The sequence below is a fragment of the Sinobaca sp. H24 genome (genome assembly GCF_023845525.1).
The window spans coordinates 130,740-145,777 of the sequence record NZ_JALBWT010000005.1 but is presented as its reverse complement, the minus strand read 5'-3'; the positions used below and the strand labels follow the sequence as shown (position 1 = coordinate 145,777).

At 46.4% G+C, this 15,038-nt stretch carries 17 protein-coding genes, 2 pseudogenes and 1 riboswitch; of the genes and pseudogenes, 10 read left to right on the top strand and 9 right to left on the bottom strand.

What is annotated here, in order from left to right; translation table 11 throughout:
* Positions 1 to 136 precede the first annotated feature (136 nt).
* Together MMY81_RS09505 and MMY81_RS09500 are read right to left on the bottom strand one after the other, a co-directional pair.
* Positions 137 to 605, bottom strand: a pseudogene (locus MMY81_RS09505) (potassium channel family protein).
* A gap of 33 nt (positions 606 to 638) precedes the next feature.
* Entirely contained in the window at positions 639 to 989 is a 351-nt protein-coding gene (locus MMY81_RS09500; RefSeq protein WP_252312646.1) for a DUF1516 family protein, read from the bottom strand.
* Positions 990 to 1,135: 146 nt separating this feature from the next.
* Positions 1,136 to 1,238, top strand: a riboswitch (TPP riboswitch).
* A gap of 119 nt (positions 1,239 to 1,357) precedes the next feature.
* Here MMY81_RS09500 and MMY81_RS33935 point away from each other — a divergent pair.
* The 5 genes from MMY81_RS33935 to MMY81_RS36245 are packed head-to-tail and all read left to right on the top strand — an operon-like array spanning position 1,358 to position 3,905.
* Entirely contained in the window at positions 1,358 to 1,738 is a 381-nt protein-coding gene (locus MMY81_RS33935; RefSeq protein ID WP_308215285.1) for an ATP-binding cassette domain-containing protein, read from the top strand.
* Positions 1,739 to 1,757: 19 nt separating this feature from the next.
* Complete coding sequence (locus tag MMY81_RS33930; RefSeq protein WP_308215284.1) at positions 1,758 to 2,126, top strand: ATP-binding cassette domain-containing protein; 369 nt, start codon at positions 1,758 to 1,760, stop codon at positions 2,124 to 2,126.
* The gene (locus MMY81_RS09490; RefSeq protein ID WP_252312645.1) at positions 2,123 to 2,890 is read left to right on the top strand and encodes an ABC transporter permease; all 768 of its coding nucleotides are present in this window, start codon (positions 2,123 to 2,125) and stop codon (positions 2,888 to 2,890) included. The genes MMY81_RS33930 and MMY81_RS09490 overlap by 4 nt, the downstream gene beginning before the upstream one ends.
* A complete protein-coding gene (locus tag MMY81_RS36250) occupies positions 2,887 to 3,465 on the top strand; it encodes an ABC transporter substrate-binding protein (RefSeq protein WP_483882484.1) in 579 nt (192 codons plus the stop codon). Before MMY81_RS09490 ends, MMY81_RS36250 begins: the two co-directional genes overlap by 4 nt.
* Positions 3,414 to 3,905 (top strand): ABC transporter substrate-binding protein, encoded by a 492-nt coding sequence (locus tag MMY81_RS36245; protein ID WP_483882486.1) that lies wholly within the window; start codon positions 3,414 to 3,416, stop codon positions 3,903 to 3,905. The genes MMY81_RS36250 and MMY81_RS36245 overlap by 52 nt, the downstream gene beginning before the upstream one ends.
* 61 nt (positions 3,906 to 3,966) lie before the next feature.
* On the opposite strand, the gene MMY81_RS09480 is transcribed toward MMY81_RS36245, so the two are convergent.
* The 3 genes from MMY81_RS09480 to MMY81_RS09470 form a co-directional block, all read right to left on the bottom strand.
* Positions 3,967 to 4,464, bottom strand: coding sequence for a hypothetical protein (locus MMY81_RS09480; RefSeq protein ID WP_120191440.1), 498 nt, complete (start codon positions 4,462 to 4,464; stop codon positions 3,967 to 3,969).
* Positions 4,465 to 4,685: 221 nt separating this feature from the next.
* Complete coding sequence (locus tag MMY81_RS09475; protein WP_252312644.1) at positions 4,686 to 4,931, bottom strand: helix-turn-helix domain-containing protein; 246 nt, start codon at positions 4,929 to 4,931, stop codon at positions 4,686 to 4,688.
* A gap of 15 nt (positions 4,932 to 4,946) precedes the next feature.
* Entirely contained in the window at positions 4,947 to 5,516 is a 570-nt protein-coding gene (locus MMY81_RS09470) for a sigma-70 RNA polymerase sigma factor region 4 domain-containing protein (RefSeq protein ID WP_252312643.1), read from the bottom strand.
* A 205-nt stretch (positions 5,517 to 5,721) separates the two neighbouring features.
* Here MMY81_RS09470 and MMY81_RS09465 point away from each other — a divergent pair, with 205 nt between their 5' ends.
* On the top strand, positions 5,722 to 6,054 hold the full coding sequence (locus MMY81_RS09465) for a SunI/YnzG family protein (RefSeq protein ID WP_252312642.1): 333 nt from the start codon (positions 5,722 to 5,724) through the stop codon (positions 6,052 to 6,054).
* A 19-nt stretch (positions 6,055 to 6,073) separates the two neighbouring features.
* On the opposite strand, the gene MMY81_RS09460 is transcribed toward MMY81_RS09465, so the two are convergent.
* On the bottom strand, positions 6,074 to 6,979 hold the full coding sequence (locus tag MMY81_RS09460) for an EamA family transporter (RefSeq protein WP_252312641.1): 906 nt from the start codon (positions 6,977 to 6,979) through the stop codon (positions 6,074 to 6,076).
* Between the two features lie 30 nt (positions 6,980 to 7,009).
* Positions 7,010 to 7,723, bottom strand: a complete 714-nt coding sequence (locus MMY81_RS09455) for a glycerophosphodiester phosphodiesterase family protein (protein WP_252312640.1) — start codon at positions 7,721 to 7,723, stop codon at positions 7,010 to 7,012.
* Between the two features lie 189 nt (positions 7,724 to 7,912).
* Here MMY81_RS09455 and MMY81_RS09450 point away from each other — a divergent pair.
* From MMY81_RS09450 to MMY81_RS09440, 3 genes and pseudogenes are all read left to right on the top strand, one after another.
* Positions 7,913 to 8,207, top strand: a pseudogene (locus tag MMY81_RS09450) (metal-sensitive transcriptional regulator).
* Positions 8,208 to 8,273: 66 nt separating this feature from the next.
* Positions 8,274 to 8,483 (top strand): copper chaperone CopZ, encoded by a 210-nt coding sequence (gene copZ, locus MMY81_RS09445; protein ID WP_120191447.1) that lies wholly within the window; start codon positions 8,274 to 8,276, stop codon positions 8,481 to 8,483.
* A gap of 66 nt (positions 8,484 to 8,549) precedes the next feature.
* Positions 8,550 to 10,979 (top strand): heavy metal translocating P-type ATPase, encoded by a 2,430-nt coding sequence (locus MMY81_RS09440; RefSeq protein WP_252312638.1) that lies wholly within the window; start codon positions 8,550 to 8,552, stop codon positions 10,977 to 10,979.
* Positions 10,980 to 11,138: 159 nt separating this feature from the next.
* Here MMY81_RS09440 and MMY81_RS09435 read toward each other — a convergent pair whose 3' ends face one another.
* Positions 11,139 to 12,026 (bottom strand): SDR family oxidoreductase, encoded by an 888-nt coding sequence (locus tag MMY81_RS09435; protein WP_252312637.1) that lies wholly within the window; start codon positions 12,024 to 12,026, stop codon positions 11,139 to 11,141.
* A 146-nt stretch (positions 12,027 to 12,172) separates the two neighbouring features.
* Positions 12,173 to 14,158, bottom strand: a complete 1,986-nt coding sequence (locus MMY81_RS09430; protein ID WP_252312636.1) for a methyl-accepting chemotaxis protein — start codon at positions 14,156 to 14,158, stop codon at positions 12,173 to 12,175.
* A 206-nt stretch (positions 14,159 to 14,364) separates the two neighbouring features.
* Here MMY81_RS09430 and MMY81_RS09425 point away from each other — a divergent pair, with 206 nt between their 5' ends.
* The gene (locus MMY81_RS09425; RefSeq protein WP_252312635.1) at positions 14,365 to 14,910 is read left to right on the top strand and encodes a GNAT family N-acetyltransferase; all 546 of its coding nucleotides are present in this window, start codon (positions 14,365 to 14,367) and stop codon (positions 14,908 to 14,910) included.
* Positions 14,911 to 15,038: the final 128 nt, after the last annotated feature.

Here is a 15,038-nt window from a genome sequence, read left to right as displayed (position 1 = left end):
GGCGGATTTCATCTTATGCCCAGTACAATCAGCATGTCGCCCTGCTCAATCGTATCGTTGGGACGAGGGGACACGTTAACGTCTATTTCGTTTAATAGCAAGGATGTGGCCCATATTGGTGGAGTCAATCAGCGTTTTACGGTAGTTTTTTTGTGGCATATACTTCTACAATCGTGTAGTCGTTGCTTAAGTCGATGAAATCAATAACCTTTTCGGAAGTCATATTGTGGGCTACGCGTATTCCCATATCAAATTCCGGGTGGACTACGCGGTCGGCGCCGATTTTATCAAGCACTTTCTGGTGGTATTTATTCTGGGCTTTGGCCCATACAATCGGCACATTCATATCTTTTAATACGAGTGTGGTGAGCACACTTGCCTGAATATGATCACCGATCGCGACGACAACATGGTCAAAGTTGCCAAGCCCTAACGACTTTAAGGCTTTTTTTTCATCTGTCTGGGTAGGTAACATATTCATCCACCTTTTCTTCATCCTGGTCAATGGCGAGAACTTCGTAGCCCAAATGATAGAGTTCACGGCAGATACTGCCTCCGAATCGGCCCAGGCCGATAACGGCAAATTGTTTTTTATTTTTTGGCATGAAAAAGCGCTCCTTTAGATGTCCATTTTTTTCCTACAGCAGAGAGATACCCTGGGGCAGTGTTAATCCGAGGATAACAGTAAATAGTACAAATCCTATCATAAACCGGGTAAACAGCCGGTGTCTGGTGTTTTTAAACAGCTGAACTAAGTAGACTTCGATTAAACCGACGCTGATAAAGCCGCAGGCAATTTTTAACAGCCCGCCCAGATAAACAGGACGGAGGCCAAGCACAAGCCCGCCGGTAAAAATGGCTGGAAGGTACATAAATCGCAGCACGTAGTGAAGAAGAACTGCCGTACGCTTCATATTGGTCTGGTGAAATAGCACCTGAAGGACGGCAGCAATAACAATAAGGTGTATGGTAAGTATTGTATCGGTCATAAAGCCTCTCCTAGCTAATGTAGACGTTTTCTTAATCATATCACGTGTGCTGAATATACAGGAGCAGAGATTTTTCTTTAAATAAAACTCCCGGTACAATCTGCTTTCAATGTATGCTATCTTTAAGAAGACAGATAATTTCATACCACAAGCACTAGGGGTGCTGAAAAGCTGAGAGGGATGTTGTTCATCCTAACCCTGGAACCTGATCTGGATAACACCAGCGGAGGGAAGTGCGGAAGGTTCACCTGAAGAAACAGCCGATCGAGCTGTTTTTATTGATAGAACTGATTTTTCCGCCGCTCCCCTGCTGGAGCGGCTTTTTTGTGTTGGGATTCCGGGATTGTGGTGGGGCAGGGAGGCAGAAAATGAATAAACGGTATAGACCTGAACATCAGGAGACAGCACTGGAATTTCGAGATGTGACCTACACATATAAAGGCAGTCAGAGGACGATTTTTCAACATGTACAGGCAGAGGTGAAGGAAGGTGAATTTGTCAGCCTGCTTGGGCCGAGCGGTTCTGGAAAATCCACGTTCTTCCGGTTGGCAGCAGGATTAAGTCATCCTGATCAGGGCACGGTTCTTCTGCATGGTTCTGTACCTGAAACAAGGCTTGGACGTGTCGGCTATATGCCGCAGCAGGATCTTCTGCTGCCCTGGCGGACTATTTTGGAAAATGGCATGCTTCCCCTGGAAATAAACGGGTCCCCAAAAAAGAAGCGGCGCGTAACGTGTCCGCCCATTTGAAAGCATTCGCCTGGACGGGGTGGAAAACCAATACCCGCATGAACTGTCCGGCGGAATGAGACAAAGAGTGTCTTTTCTCCGGGCGGTAGTAGGAGGCAGTGACATTCTTATGCTGGATGAGCCATTCAGTGCGCTTGATTCTATTACCCGATTTGCTGGGCAGATGGCCGGACAGACGCTGGTTTTCATTACCCATGATATAGAGGAAGCTTTGTTTCTATCGGACCATATTTTATTGTTTACGCAGCCGCCGATAGAGGGCCGTTTTACAGAGATTACGGTGCCGCTGTCAAGGCCGAGAAAAGAAAATGACCGTGACCATCCGGAGCTGGTAAAGCTGAAGCGGGAACTTATTAATAGGATGCGCAGAGAGGGCGGGATAATATGAATCGCTGGAAAAGCGCAGGCACCTCCTATACCGGTGCGGCTCTCCTGGCAGCTGCATTTTTTATCATTTGGGAAGCAGTGGCACGCTGGTACGATACGCCTTATATTCTTCCGGCGCCGTCTGCTGTGCTGCAGAGACTGGGGGAACTTGCCGATATTTTGTTTCTGGTGCACCTTCCGGCGACTTTTCTCGTTATCGTAACCGGCCTCGCAATCTCTATCGTTTGCGGAGTCGGTATTGCCGTTCTTATGAGCCGGAGCCGGGCGGTGGAAAAAAGTGTGTTTCCTTTGTTAATTACGTCACAGACCATCCCTATCATTGCGCTGGCGCCGATTTTCGTTTTGTGGTTCGGCTATTCGATGTGGAGCAAAGTCGCCGTCACGGTGCTGATTACCTTTTTTCCAATTACGGTTGGAGCGTTCGACGGCCTCCGCGCAGCCAGTAAAGATATGGAGGACCTGCTTCGTACGATGGGGGCAGGCAGCTGGCAGATTTTTAGAAAAGTTCAGGTTCCAATGGCCCTGCCTTCTTTTTATTCCGGGTTAAAGGTAGCGGTAACGCTCAGCGTTATAGGAGCCGCAATCGGGGAATGGCTGGGGGCGGATGCGGGCCTCGGTTATTTCAGCCGCAGAATGATGACACAGATGGACGCGGCTGGTGTATTTGCCCCAATTGTTTTGTTGTCTTTATTAGGCATCGGCCTGTTTTTGGGAGTGAAAGCGATCGAATATGCGACAACAAAAAAAGGAGGAAGAAGATCATGAAAAAGATTAACACATGGTTTAAACGATCGGGGATGCTGACTGCGGGGGTTTTGGTGCTGGCAGGCTGTGGGAATGAAAGCGGCGGGGATCAGCAGACAGAAAACAATGAGCTGCAGGAAGTCGATATTATGCTGGACTGGTATCCCAATGCGGTTCACAGCTACTTATACACGGCGCAGGAAAAGGGGTATTTTGAAGAAGAAGGGCTGGATGTAAATATTATGTTTCCTACCAATCCCACCGATCCTCTTAATCTGGCGGCAGCAGGAGAAGTAGATCTTGGCATCACATATCAGCCGGACGTCATTACGGCACGTACTGAAGGGATCCCGGTCGTGAGCGTAGCGGCTATTGTGAGGTCTCCGCTTAATCACGTTGTGTACAAAGCAGATTCCGACATAGAACGACCGAGGGATTTAGAAGGCCTTACAGTAGGCTACCCCGGTATTCCGGTCAATGAGCCGATCGTAGAAACCATGGTAGAAACCGACGGCGGCCAGTTTGACGAGGTCGATCTGGTGGTATCGGCTTTGAGCTGCAGTCTTCTCTTGTCAGCGACCGGGCGGATGCGGTAAGCGGGGCATATATTAATCACGAAGTGCCGGTACTCGAGCACGCAGGCACTTCTGTGGAATACTTTGATCCGGTGGATTACGGAGTTCCGCCATTTTACGAGCTGGTTCTTGTAACGAATGAAGAAACGCTGGAAGAAGACGAAGCGAAAATTAATGCCTTTTGGAGTGCTGCGGAAAAAGGATATACGTATATGAAAAACCATCCAGAAGAAAGCCTGGATATTTTATTCGAAAACGAAGATCAGGAAAATTTCCCGCTTGAACGGGAAGTAGAAGAAGAAAGCCTGGATATTCTAATGGGAAAGATGGAAACAGAGGAAGAAGCCTTCGGAACCCAGAGCCGGGAATCATGGGAGGAGACTATCAGCTGGCTCAAAGAAATGGATTACATTTCCGAAACACCTGATGCAGAAGAAATATTTGTTAACACCGCAGAATAAAAAAGCTTCCGGCTGTCAAAGAGACAGCCGGAAGCTTTTTTTAAAAGGGGCAGGGGGCATTCTACATAATAAGGTAGTCCAGGTTAATGTTAATAGTCTCTTCGAGCTGGTCAATGCCGTATTGATCTTCTACAGAGCCACTGTAAATAAGCTGAATGGACGCAGCGTTATCGGGAAGCTCCACTTTATAATAGTTGGCATTCATCGTTTTCTGGCCCGGCTTTAATGTTTCTTCATCGGCAGGAGAGGCTCCGCGCTTTTCTTCCATCGAGACAGCCTTATCAAGGTGATTGCCGTCCTCGTCCAGGACCCGGATCTCTACAAATTGATCATCGTGAAAACAGGTGATTTCCTCGCTGTTCGGGTTTTCAATATATGGATGGATATAGACAATAGATTCTTCGGGATTTGTATATTTCACGCCAACTTCTACACGTTCGGTTAATTGCTGATACTGATGGCTGAAAGTGGGGGTGACAAAATAATATGCCGTCCATCCAAGTGTAAGAATAATTACAAACGGAATACCCCACTTCATCCATGAAAAACGATTATTCACTATAAGCCCCCTTCAATTACGACCCGTGTATATCTACTATTTATAAAATGTCAGGTTAGTTGTCATTTATTAGTATAAGACAGGCGGGGACCTAATTAGAAGGGATTTTGCAAAGCGTTATATAGTCTTAAAGACCCTGTCATCATATTGAAATGTAAGGCGCCTAATAGGTCCTATTCCGTATAAAAAGGGAAATAATGATAAAAATCCCGCTTATTTGATTATTCTGTGTTTTGTTCAATAGTATTCACAAACTCAAAAAACCCGGGCGTCTGCTCTGATTCGAAGCGGTGGACACATTCCATGCATTTTAAACGAAGATCCTGACGCAGATCTTCCCGGTTCTGGGGCTTCGTCTGCGAAAGTGATTTTTGTATAAAGGGCTCGAATTTCTGCAGGAAGTCATACATCGCCTCCCGATCCTGCTGTTTAGCCTTTTCTGCTAATGTATATAGGGATACTGTCATGTTATCTCGCTCCTTCTAATGGATTGAAGCTGTAATATAAGCGTAAAGTTTCGAAAGGCCCTGGCGCCTGGAGCGGTATACAGCCTGAGGCGTTACGTTGGTCAGAAAGGAAAGGTCAATATCCCTCATTTGTTCTGCATAGCTTTTCTGCAGAATCCACTGCTGGTGCGGCGTTAATGACTGGTAGGCTGCATATAAGGTTCTGCTTTCGAGTTCTTCTGCAAGAAAACGTGAGTGCTGCGGAGGTTCCCATACCGGCTCTTCCCACGTATCACTATCTACAATCAACGGATGGACAGCTTCTCTTTTCCGTTGTTTTTTATCAAATTGTACTGCATGCCAGTGAAGCGATTTTAAAATATAGGCTGTTAATTTCTTTTCCTCCCGAAATTGGATAAACGCTTGATTAAGTGCTTCCCGGGAAGTTTCTTCTGTCTGGCAGACCGCTGCTGTAAAAAGACTGCAGTGATGGGGATCGGCAAGAAACTGTCGGAGAACGGGAGAAGAGAGCGCCTGTTTATGGGTGTGGATATAATAATCAAGCTGAGGGCACTTTCCCAGAAGATGTGATAAATAATAAGCCATGATGTTCCCTCCTTTCTGATATTGCATGCAAATCCAGGGTGATTGTTAAGCTTCTATATGAACAAAAGGTAAATATAGTGAAAAAAACAAACCACTTTACGAACGTTTGTTCTTATTTTATAGGCGGAAGAAAAGAATTGCAAAGTGTATTCAATATTTTGTTAGAATAGACCCTGGCAGAAAAACGAGAAAAGAGGGAATTTATATGAAAATGGCTGCAGGAATTATACTGCTGCTCGTTATAGCAGTGGTATATGTATATTTTGTCCGCACACGTTCCAAAATTAACGGAAATACTTTATATATAAAGCACTCCCTGCAGACGCTTATGCTTCCGATCGATCAGATGAAGCAGATAGAAGTGTCCCAGGGTCCGTCTGCTTTGGAGCATGATGAAGCAAACCGCGTCGGTTCGCCCTATGCCGAAAAAAATAGGCTGATCATTATAATGGAAGACAACACGATGCATGTGATTGCATTAAAAAAAGCCGTTCAGACGGCGGAAATACTGCGCAGAAAAAGCCAGCTCTCCTCATAAAAGGGAAAGCTGGCTTTTTTCACAGGCTGTCTGCGGGGAGCGCTGTGTTTGTTTTTTTGGTTTCTGCGACGAGCAGGACAGAAGACAGTACGAGCAGTACGCCTAGCGTCTGCCATCCATCGAGCCGGTCGCCAAATACGGCAACGCCGATAATAATGGCTACGACCGGTTCTATTGTAGAAAGAATGGAAGCCCGGCTGGATTCAATATGCGTAAGGCCGAGAGTGTAGAGAATATAGGCAAGCACCGTCGGAACAATCGCAAGGCCGAAAGCAAACAGCAGCACCTGAGGCTGGAACAGCAGGCTGCTTTTAGCAGCCAGTCCTCCGGCAGGGATCATCAAAAGGCTGGCGCAGATAAATGAATAGGCGGTAATAGTGATGGAATGATACGTCCGGCTCACATATTTACCGAAAATACTGTAAAGCGCATAGAAAAATCCGGACGCAACGCCGCCCGCGATCGCAAGAGTGGTCACCGTCGTCTGAAAGCCCGGCAGCAGGCCAACGGCAAAGGCACACCCAATGATGGTAAAGCCCAGGGCCAATAGTTTTCTCGGTGTAAGCCATTCTTTAAACAGAAGCCTCGATAAAACCGTAACAAATAGAGGGCCGGTGTATAAAAGAACGACAGCAAGCGACAACGAAGCTTCCTGAATCACTAAAAAATAACAGTAGTTAAAAAATACAATACTTACAATCCCGGTTCCCATAAAAAAGGGAAGATCTTTCATTTTAATTTTCAAATAGCCGGGAAACTTCACGGCAAGAATAAAAACAATGAATACAGCTGAAAAAACAGCCCGGATGGCTACGGTTTCCCATGGAGTAAAGCCTGCCTGATACAAGTATTCAACGAAAAGGCCGATGGTTCCCCAAAGGGAAGCGCCTAAAAGAGTTAAAAGATAAGCTTTGCTGCGGGTCATAGAGGCACCACCTGTTTTATCGGTATTGTTCTAGTGGGAAAGCGTGATTGGCAGGATGCCGTGATCCGTCATAATTCCATCCACCTGCAGGTTAACCAGGCGCTGTAGAGCTTTTTCATCATTTACGGTAAATACGCGCACTGTAATACCCTGCTCCATCAATTCGACCATTTCTTTATCCGATATGGTCTGTCGTTTTACATGGAGGGAAAATACTTCTGCCTGCTGCAGATAGCGCAGAGGCTTGTAGAGTCCGGACGAAACAAGCAGTGCTTTTTCAGGCTCCTTCCATTCTTCATGAAGCGAAACAACAGTAGGATGATGAAAGCTTGAAATAATGACCCGGGAAGCCGGGAGGGCGGGTTCAACAATAGCTTTTACGGCCCGGATAAGGTCCGGCATGGTCTTTAACGGGCCTTTCAGTTCGATATTAACCAGAAGAGTATTCCCGGAAAGCCAGCTTACTACGTCCTCTAACAAAGGAATAGGTTCATATGCGCCGCTAAACCAGGAGCCGGCATCCAGTTTTTTTAAATCATCCCATGTTTTGCTGCGGATCGTGCCTCGTCCATTGGTCGTACGGTTGATGCTTAAATCATGCATTACGATAACTTTGTTGTCCCGGGTGAGCTGCACATCGAGCTCAATTCCGTCGGCTCCTTTTTCTTCTGCCAGTTTAAAAGCAGCCATTGTATTTTCAGGTTTTGCTATTGAAACGCCGCGGTGGGCAAACCATTGTGTCATAGTATCCTCCAATTACAACTATCTAGTTGAATTTTCCTTATTTATCTTATCATAAGCGTAATATGTATGTATTGAATCATTTATTATGCTTTACTCCTTTTAGAATACAAGGATTTCTCTAGGAAATTATTCCGTTTTTTGTTAAACTAAAATAAATACAGGGTATACGTATAAAAAGGGGGCATTGGAATGGAACAGGAAGTGAATGCAAAGCAAACAGTCCAGCCTAATAAACAGCAGATGCTGAACCGTCTGAAACGAATTGAAGGACAAGTCCGCGGTGTACATCAGATGGTTGAAAATGACCGTTACTGCGTAAGATATACTTAACCAAATCGCAGCTATACAGGCAGCCACAAATAAAGTATCACTGGCACTGCTCGAAGATCATACGAATCACTGCGTTTCCAGCGCGGTTAAACAGGGCAATGGCGAAGAATCCATTCAGGAATTAATGACGGTTATGGGAAAAATGCTGAAATAGGGCTTTCAATATACCTATATAGGGTATAAAATAGAAATATACAATACTTTTCAAGGAGGAATTTACATGGCTCAGGAAACACTAAACGTAAAAGGAATGTCCTGCGAACATTGTATAAAGGCAGTCAAATCAAGCGTTGGAGACTTGTCCGGCGTATCTGCTGTTGATGTGGATTTAAAAAAAGGCACCGTATTTGTTGATTACGATGAAACGAAAACAGAACACGGAGATATTGTAGAAGCAATCGATGATCAAGGATACGACGTCGTTTCATAAGCAGGAACTTCCTGCTTATATTTTTCATTGATATATACCCTATAAGGGTATAAAGGAGGCTTTGAAATGGCCACGGAAAAAAATATAACCTTTGATATATCCGGTATGACCTGTGCAGCCTGTGCCTCCCGAATTGAAAAAGGGATGGGGCGGCTTCCCGGTGTGCAGGAAGCCCAGGTGAATCTTGCCATGGAACGGGCGGCCGTTACCTACGATGCCGAGACAGTTACTGAAAAAGATATGGCAGAAAAAATTGAGTCACTCGGCTACCATGTGGAACAGGAAAAAACGGAATTTGATGTAATCGGCATGACCTGTGCGGCCTGCTCTGCAAGAGTGGAAAAAAAGCTGAACAAGCTTCCCGGCGTATCATACGCTGCGGTGAATCTTGCAATGGAGACTGCCTCCGTCGAATATTATCCCGAAGCTGTCCAGCCTGAAGAAATGGAAGCAGCGGTTGATAAATTGGGGTACGAGCTGAAACGAAAAACAGACAGCGGCTCCGAAACCGCTTCTAAACGGGAACACAATGTTTCCGTACAGACCGGTAAATTTTATTTTTCATTAATTCTGGCGCTCCCTTTATTCTGGACCATGGTTACCCACTTTGAATTTACTTCATTTATCTGGGTACCGGCGATGTTTATGAACCCATGGGTACAGCTGGCGCTGGCTACTCCGATTCAATTTATCGTCGGTGCGGCCTTTTACAAGGGCGCTTACAATGCGCTTCGAAACAAAAGCGCCAATATGGACGTGCTGGTAGCTATGGGAACCTCTGCCGCCTATTTTTACAGTATTTATTTAGGTATTGAATGGGCAGCCGGAGGCTCCGTAGGAATGCCGGAGCTGTATTTTGAAGCAGCTGCCGTTATTATCACGCTGATTGTGCTTGGAAAACTGTTCGAAGCACGGGCCAAAGGGCGGACGTCGCAGGCGATTCAGTCCCTGCTCGGCCTTCAGGCCAAAACAGCGCTTGTCGAGCGTGATGGGGAAGAAATTACGCTTCCTGTAGAAGACGTCGTGCAGGGAGATATCGCGTTAGTCAGGCCAGGAGACAAAATTCCGGTGGATGGAGAGATTTTGTCGGGAAGCTCTTCTGTTGATGAGTCGATGCTTACCGGGGAAAGCATGCCTATTGATAAAAAAGCCGGGGATACAGTAACAGGAGCGACCTTGAATAACAATGGCTCCCTGCGCGTAAAAGCTTCACGGGTAGGGAAAGATACGGCGCTGGCTCAGATTATAAAAGTAGTGGAGGAGGCGCAGAATTCAAAAGCAGATATTCAAAGGCTGGCAGACAGAATTTCCGGTATATTTGTACCGACGGTCATTGGAATTGCTTTTCTCACCTTTGCTGTCTGGATGATCTGGGTGGCACCAGGAGAATTTGGAACGGCATTGATTCCCGTTATTTCGATTCTTGTTATTGCCTGTCCATGTGCCCTCGGCCTGGCCACCCCTACTTCCATTATGGCCGGTTCCGGCCGGGCGGCGGAAATGGGAGTGCTGTTTAAAGGCGGCGAATATCTGGAGAGCACGCAAAGCATCGATACGGTGATTCTTGATAAGACCGGAACGATTACGCAGGGACGACCGGCCGTGACGGATATACTGGCAGCGGACCCGGAAAAGCAAAAAGAACTGCTTGCTCTTGCGGCATCGGCTGAGAAAGATTCAGAACACCCTTTGGCAAAAGCGATTGTAGAAAAAGCGGAAACAGAAAAAGCCGGCCTTTATACCGCCACGAATTTCGAAAGTCTTCCCGGACGGGGAATACGGGCGGAAATTGAAGGCAGAACTGTTTTAGCAGGCACCAGAAAGCTTATGGAAGAAAATAATATAAACTTTGATGCAGACCAGGAAGCGGTAAAAGAACTGGAAGGCGAAGGGAAAACGGTGATGCTTTTTGCTTCAGCAGGCACCTATATAGGCGCTTTAGCTGTAGCGGATACGGTCAAAGAAACATCAGCCGAAGCGGTCCGCCTGCTAAAAGAGGCCGGTCTCGAAGTCGTTATGATGACAGGAGACAATGAACAGACGGCTAAAGCAATCGCATCGCTTGTAGGAATTGACAGGGTGCTGGCTGAAGTGCTTCCTGAAGAAAAAGCATTTCACGTTCAGCAGCTGCAGAAAGAAGGAAGAAAAACGGCTATGGTAGGCGATGGGATCAATGATGCCCCCGCTCTGGCAGCAGCTGATATAGGAATGGCGATCGGCACAGGAACAGATGTAGCCATTGAAGCAGCTGACGTGACCTTAATGCGCGGAGACCTTCTCAGCGTAGTGGATGCGGTAACAATGAGCCGGAAAACAATGAGAAACATTAAACAGAATTTGTTTTTTGCCTTTCTTTACAATTCGCTCGGAATTCCGATTGCGGCAGCAGGCCTGCTGGCACCCTGGATTGCAGGAGCAGCCATGGCATTCAGCTCGGTTTCTGTGGTAACCAATTCACTGAGGCTCCAAAAAATTAAACACAGGAGGACGGGCTGATGGATAAAACGATAACGACCTGGGTTGTTTCCGGCGCAGTATACCTTACTGCCGTGATTATTCTCTCTCTATTCCTGGGCAATGGCTCATCTATGTGAAAATCCGGATAACAAAAAAGGAAGCAGACCCCCGGGATCTGCTTCCTTTTCTTACATATAATTAGTTGGCGTTTAGTCCGCCGGTAGCGCTGTATACGTGTCCTGTTACATAGCTGGACTGTTCAGATGCAAGAAATACATAAATGCCGGAAAGTTCAACCGGCTGTCCGGCGCGTTCTAATGGAACAGCAGGAGTTTCTTTTCCGAATTTCGGAATATTTTCCTGAGGCTGACCGCCGGAAATCTGAAGCGCTGACCAGAAAGGACCAGGGGCAACGGAGTTAACCCGGATGCCTTTGGAAGCGATCTGTTTGGAGAGCGCTTTTGTAAAGCCAATAATAGCGCTTTTTGTTGCGCCGTAATCAAGAAGCATTGGGGAAGGATCGTATCCTTCTACCGACGTAGTCGTAATAATAGTACTGCCGGCCGGCATATGCGGAATAGCTTCCTGAGTCATCCAGTACATGGAAAAAACGTTTGTTTCAAATGTAGAAACGATTTGTTCCGTGGTTAAGTCAGCAATATCTTCCACTGCCTGCTGTTTTCCGGCAACCATAGCCAGAAGATCGAGACCGCCCAATTCGCGGACAGCGGACTGGACAAGTTCGCGCGTGACAGATTCATCACGAAGATCACCTGGAAGAAGAACAGCTTTGCGGCCTTCTTTTTCGATAAGTTCTTTTACTTCCTGAGCGTCAGGTTCTTCTACTGGAAGATAGTTAATAGCTACGTCCGCACCTTCACGGGCATACGCGATGGCTGCGGCGCGGCCGATGCCTGAATCACCGCCGGTAATGAACGCTTTACGGCCTGCGAGCTGGCCGGTGCCTTTATAGCTTTCTTCCCCGCAGTCGGGCTGTGGATCCATATATTTTTGAACGCCTGGAGGGTCCTGATATTGTTTGGGATAATCGTTATTATAATATTTAGTTCGTGGGTCTTGAACCATGAATGAAAACTCCTTTTGTGTAATAGTTGCATACTGGTTTTCATTTCCTTTTCAAGACCGTTTCAAACATCGCTGTTGAAATTTTTATCACTCCGGTATTTGTTTATTCTATTTTTGATCGATTTCGAATTTGCCAACCAGGCCGTTTAACTCTGCAGCCAGAAGATGGAGCGTTTGGGCGATAGCGTTAATTTCTTCACTCGAAGCAAGCTGCTGCTCGGAAGCAGCGGCGATTTGCTGGGTGCTGCTTGTCGTGTTCTGTGTGAAATAGAAGCGATGCTCGTAAACGAAGCGGAAACCTGTTCAGAGCCGGCCGCCATTTCTTCAGATACGGCTGCCATATTTTCTATCTGGCCTGCGACCGTACTTGTGCGTTCCACAATTTCCTGGAATGTCATCTTCGATTCTTCAGCAATGGAAAGGCCTTCTTCCACTTCTGCTGTCACCGTGCTCATTGATTGGGAGGATTCGGTGATATCGAGCTGGATTTCTTTAATGATTTTAGCAATCTGCTTGGAAGAATCCTGGGACCCTTCCGCCAGCTTTCTTACTTCATCGGCTACAACGGCAAAGCCGCGGCCCTGCTCGCCGGCGCGTGCGGCTTCAATGGCTGCATTCAGCGCCAGAAGATTTGTCTGCTCGGCAATGCCGGTAATGACCTGCAGAATTTTTTCGATTTCCTGTGAGCGTTTATTCAGCGAGTCTGTAATAGTTGTGGAGTGCAGCACGGACTGCTGAATGGATTTCATTTTCGCCAGGGTTTCCTGCACGCGCTCGTCTCCTTTTTCTGCGATTTCGAGCGTCCGCCCGGCATTATCGGAAATAGAGGAGGAGCTGTCGGCCATCTGCTGTACGCCTTCTGTCATTTCCTCCATAGACTGGAGGCTCTCCATTACACCTTCCGACTGCTTTTCCGAGCCGGCTGCGACTTCTTGAATAGAAGCGGTAATTTCTTTTGTCGTATCGGTGGACTGGCCTGAACTGGCCAGCAGCTCCTGGGAAGAAGTGTTGACGAGCTCGGTTCCGACAGCCAGCTGTGAAACTAACTCCTTCAGGTTCGCAGTCATAGCGTTACTGTTAGCAGCAAGCTGTCCGATTTCGTCTTTGCGGTCGACAGTCAGGTCTTCTCCGGTAAGCCTGCCGTCTGCGACGAGCTGAACCTGATCTGCTACTTTATTTAAAGGATTGCTGATGCTCTTTGCAATAAAAACAGCAGCTGCAACGATAAGAACCGCGGAAATAAGAATGGCTGTAATGCTGATCCATTGAATAGAATCAGTGGCAGCAAGAACATCGTCCATAGAGGTGACGGTAAATAAAGAAAGACCGGCTGCAGCTATCGGCGAGTATGCCACAAGGCTTTCACTGCTTCCACTTCCTACAGTAGAAAATCCGCTTTCGGTTTTCCCATCTTCCACCAGGCCGTTCCATTCCCTGCCCAATCCGGCTTCTTCTACAGACGAGCCGATCAGCTCTTCCTGTGGATGAACCTGAATAATATTCTGCTGGTCTATGAGAATAGGTTCAGCTGAAGAAAAACCGCTGTTTTCATCGGTTAAAAACTGCGTAACAACGGTTTCGAAATTAACGGAAGCAGACAGAACGCCTATGTTGTCTCCGGCATCATTGACAACAGGTGCTGCTACAACTACGATGCGGTTTCCCGTAGAGTTGGAAGTGAGCACCTCGGAAGTTGTTTCTTCCCCGTTCATTCCGTTTTGAAAATAGTCGCGGTCTGATAAGTCGAGCGTATCAATATTTTCAGCAATCGTATGGGCACGGACGATACCTTCATCATCAGTGAAAACGACGGTCTCATAGTTGTCGTTCTGGGCCTGGATTTCATTTACGAGCTGCAGCTGGGTATCGGGATCATTCCCCCGGATATCGCCGGTGCCGGCCGCGATGCGTATTTCGTCCATATGTTTATCAAGCCAGCTGTCCATCGCCTCTGCTGTGTACTCCGTAGAGGCCTGTACGGACTCCTCTTCCTTGGCAATAATCTCATCACTGCTTGTGTAAAACAGCAGAAAAGAGACAATCGTAACCGGGAGAAGGCCGATAAGGAGAAAATAAGTAATAAGCTTTCCTCGTATAGTAGATAAGGTGAACCGTTGTTTTGCACGTTTCATTCGTTGTCTTCCCTTCTCAACAATATGTAAATAATAGTCCATATATCCCGAAAAATAATAAATGAAGATAATTTAAAGGACTTTATACTTATAATATCGACAGGAAAAACATATTTTTTATAAAAAGAATGAAAAGAATTAAGGCTTTCTTCTTTTAACGATTTGTAAGAAAATAGATACTAATAGAAATGAAAGGGGATCCGGCCTTGCTGTATATAAAAGAACTCCAGGAAGAAGATACAAAAGAAGCCGGCCGTTTTCTGCTGGCAACGATGGAAGAAGCTTTTCCTCATCCGTTGTCCGAAACGGCCAGGCTGGATGCATTACATATGAACGAGCGGCTTGTTCAACCGCAGAGAACCGCTGTATTTGGGGCTTACGTAGATGGAGAGGCTGCAGGCACAATAGCGGTCCGGCCATATGATGACAGAATTGCTTCTATCGAGGGCAGATATGACCTTAAAGAAACGTGTGAAATTATTAAATGTTATGTGGATCCGGCTATGCGGAAAAAAGGAATAGGTACCGCTTTATTACAGGAGCTTCTTCATTTCTGCAGACAGAATGACTATCATATGCTCTATCTGCATACCCAGTTGTTTTTAGAAGGAGGCCTTTCTTTTTGGAAAAAGCAGGGATTCAGCATAGTTGCAGAGGAAAATGATGAATGGGAAACGGTACATATGGAAGGAAAGCTTGCTGTTATTGAGCAGGCAGTCCAAAAAACAGAAACAAATGCAGCGGGAAATTAAAAGAGAAATATCTATTCTGTCTTCCGTACAGCAGTTTTTCTGAAGCAGGTGGTATAATAAGGAAAAACCTGTAATAACGAGGCAGGACGCAGGAGGCGTGGCCGGTGTAAATCAGAAGTAAGATATAC

What these genes read in the sequence shown, in the direction of transcription:
- MMY81_RS09475 (WP_252312644.1), bottom strand. Translation starts at nt 4,931, where the DNA reads ATGACAGTATCCCTATATACATTAGCAGAAAAGGCTAAACAGCAGGAT.
- MMY81_RS09430 (WP_252312636.1), bottom strand. Translation starts at nt 14,158, where the DNA reads ATGAAACGTGCAAAACAACGGTTCACCTTATCTACTATACGAGGAAAG.
- MMY81_RS09435 (WP_252312637.1), bottom strand. Translation starts at nt 12,026, where the DNA reads ATGGTTCAAGACCCACGAACTAAATATTATAATAACGATTATCCCAAA.
- MMY81_RS09500 (WP_252312646.1), bottom strand. Translation starts at nt 989, where the DNA reads ATGACCGATACAATACTTACCATACACCTTATTGTTATTGCTGCCGTC.
- MMY81_RS09465 (WP_252312642.1), top strand. Translation starts at nt 5,722, where the DNA reads ATGAAAATGGCTGCAGGAATTATACTGCTGCTCGTTATAGCAGTGGTA.
- MMY81_RS33935 (WP_308215285.1), top strand. Translation starts at nt 1,358, where the DNA reads ATGAATAAACGGTATAGACCTGAACATCAGGAGACAGCACTGGAATTT.
- MMY81_RS09460 (WP_252312641.1), bottom strand. Translation starts at nt 6,979, where the DNA reads ATGACCCGCAGCAAAGCTTATCTTTTAACTCTTTTAGGCGCTTCCCTT.
- MMY81_RS09440 (WP_252312638.1), top strand. Translation starts at nt 8,550, where the DNA reads ATGGCCACGGAAAAAAATATAACCTTTGATATATCCGGTATGACCTGT.
- MMY81_RS09490 (WP_252312645.1), top strand. Translation starts at nt 2,123, where the DNA reads ATGAATCGCTGGAAAAGCGCAGGCACCTCCTATACCGGTGCGGCTCTC.
- copZ (WP_120191447.1), top strand. Translation starts at nt 8,274, where the DNA reads ATGGCTCAGGAAACACTAAACGTAAAAGGAATGTCCTGCGAACATTGT.
- MMY81_RS09455 (WP_252312640.1), bottom strand. Translation starts at nt 7,723, where the DNA reads ATGACACAATGGTTTGCCCACCGCGGCGTTTCAATAGCAAAACCTGAA.
- MMY81_RS36250 (WP_483882484.1), top strand. Translation starts at nt 2,887, where the DNA reads ATGAAAAAGATTAACACATGGTTTAAACGATCGGGGATGCTGACTGCG.
- MMY81_RS09470 (WP_252312643.1), bottom strand. Translation starts at nt 5,516, where the DNA reads ATGGCTTATTATTTATCACATCTTCTGGGAAAGTGCCCTCAGCTTGAT.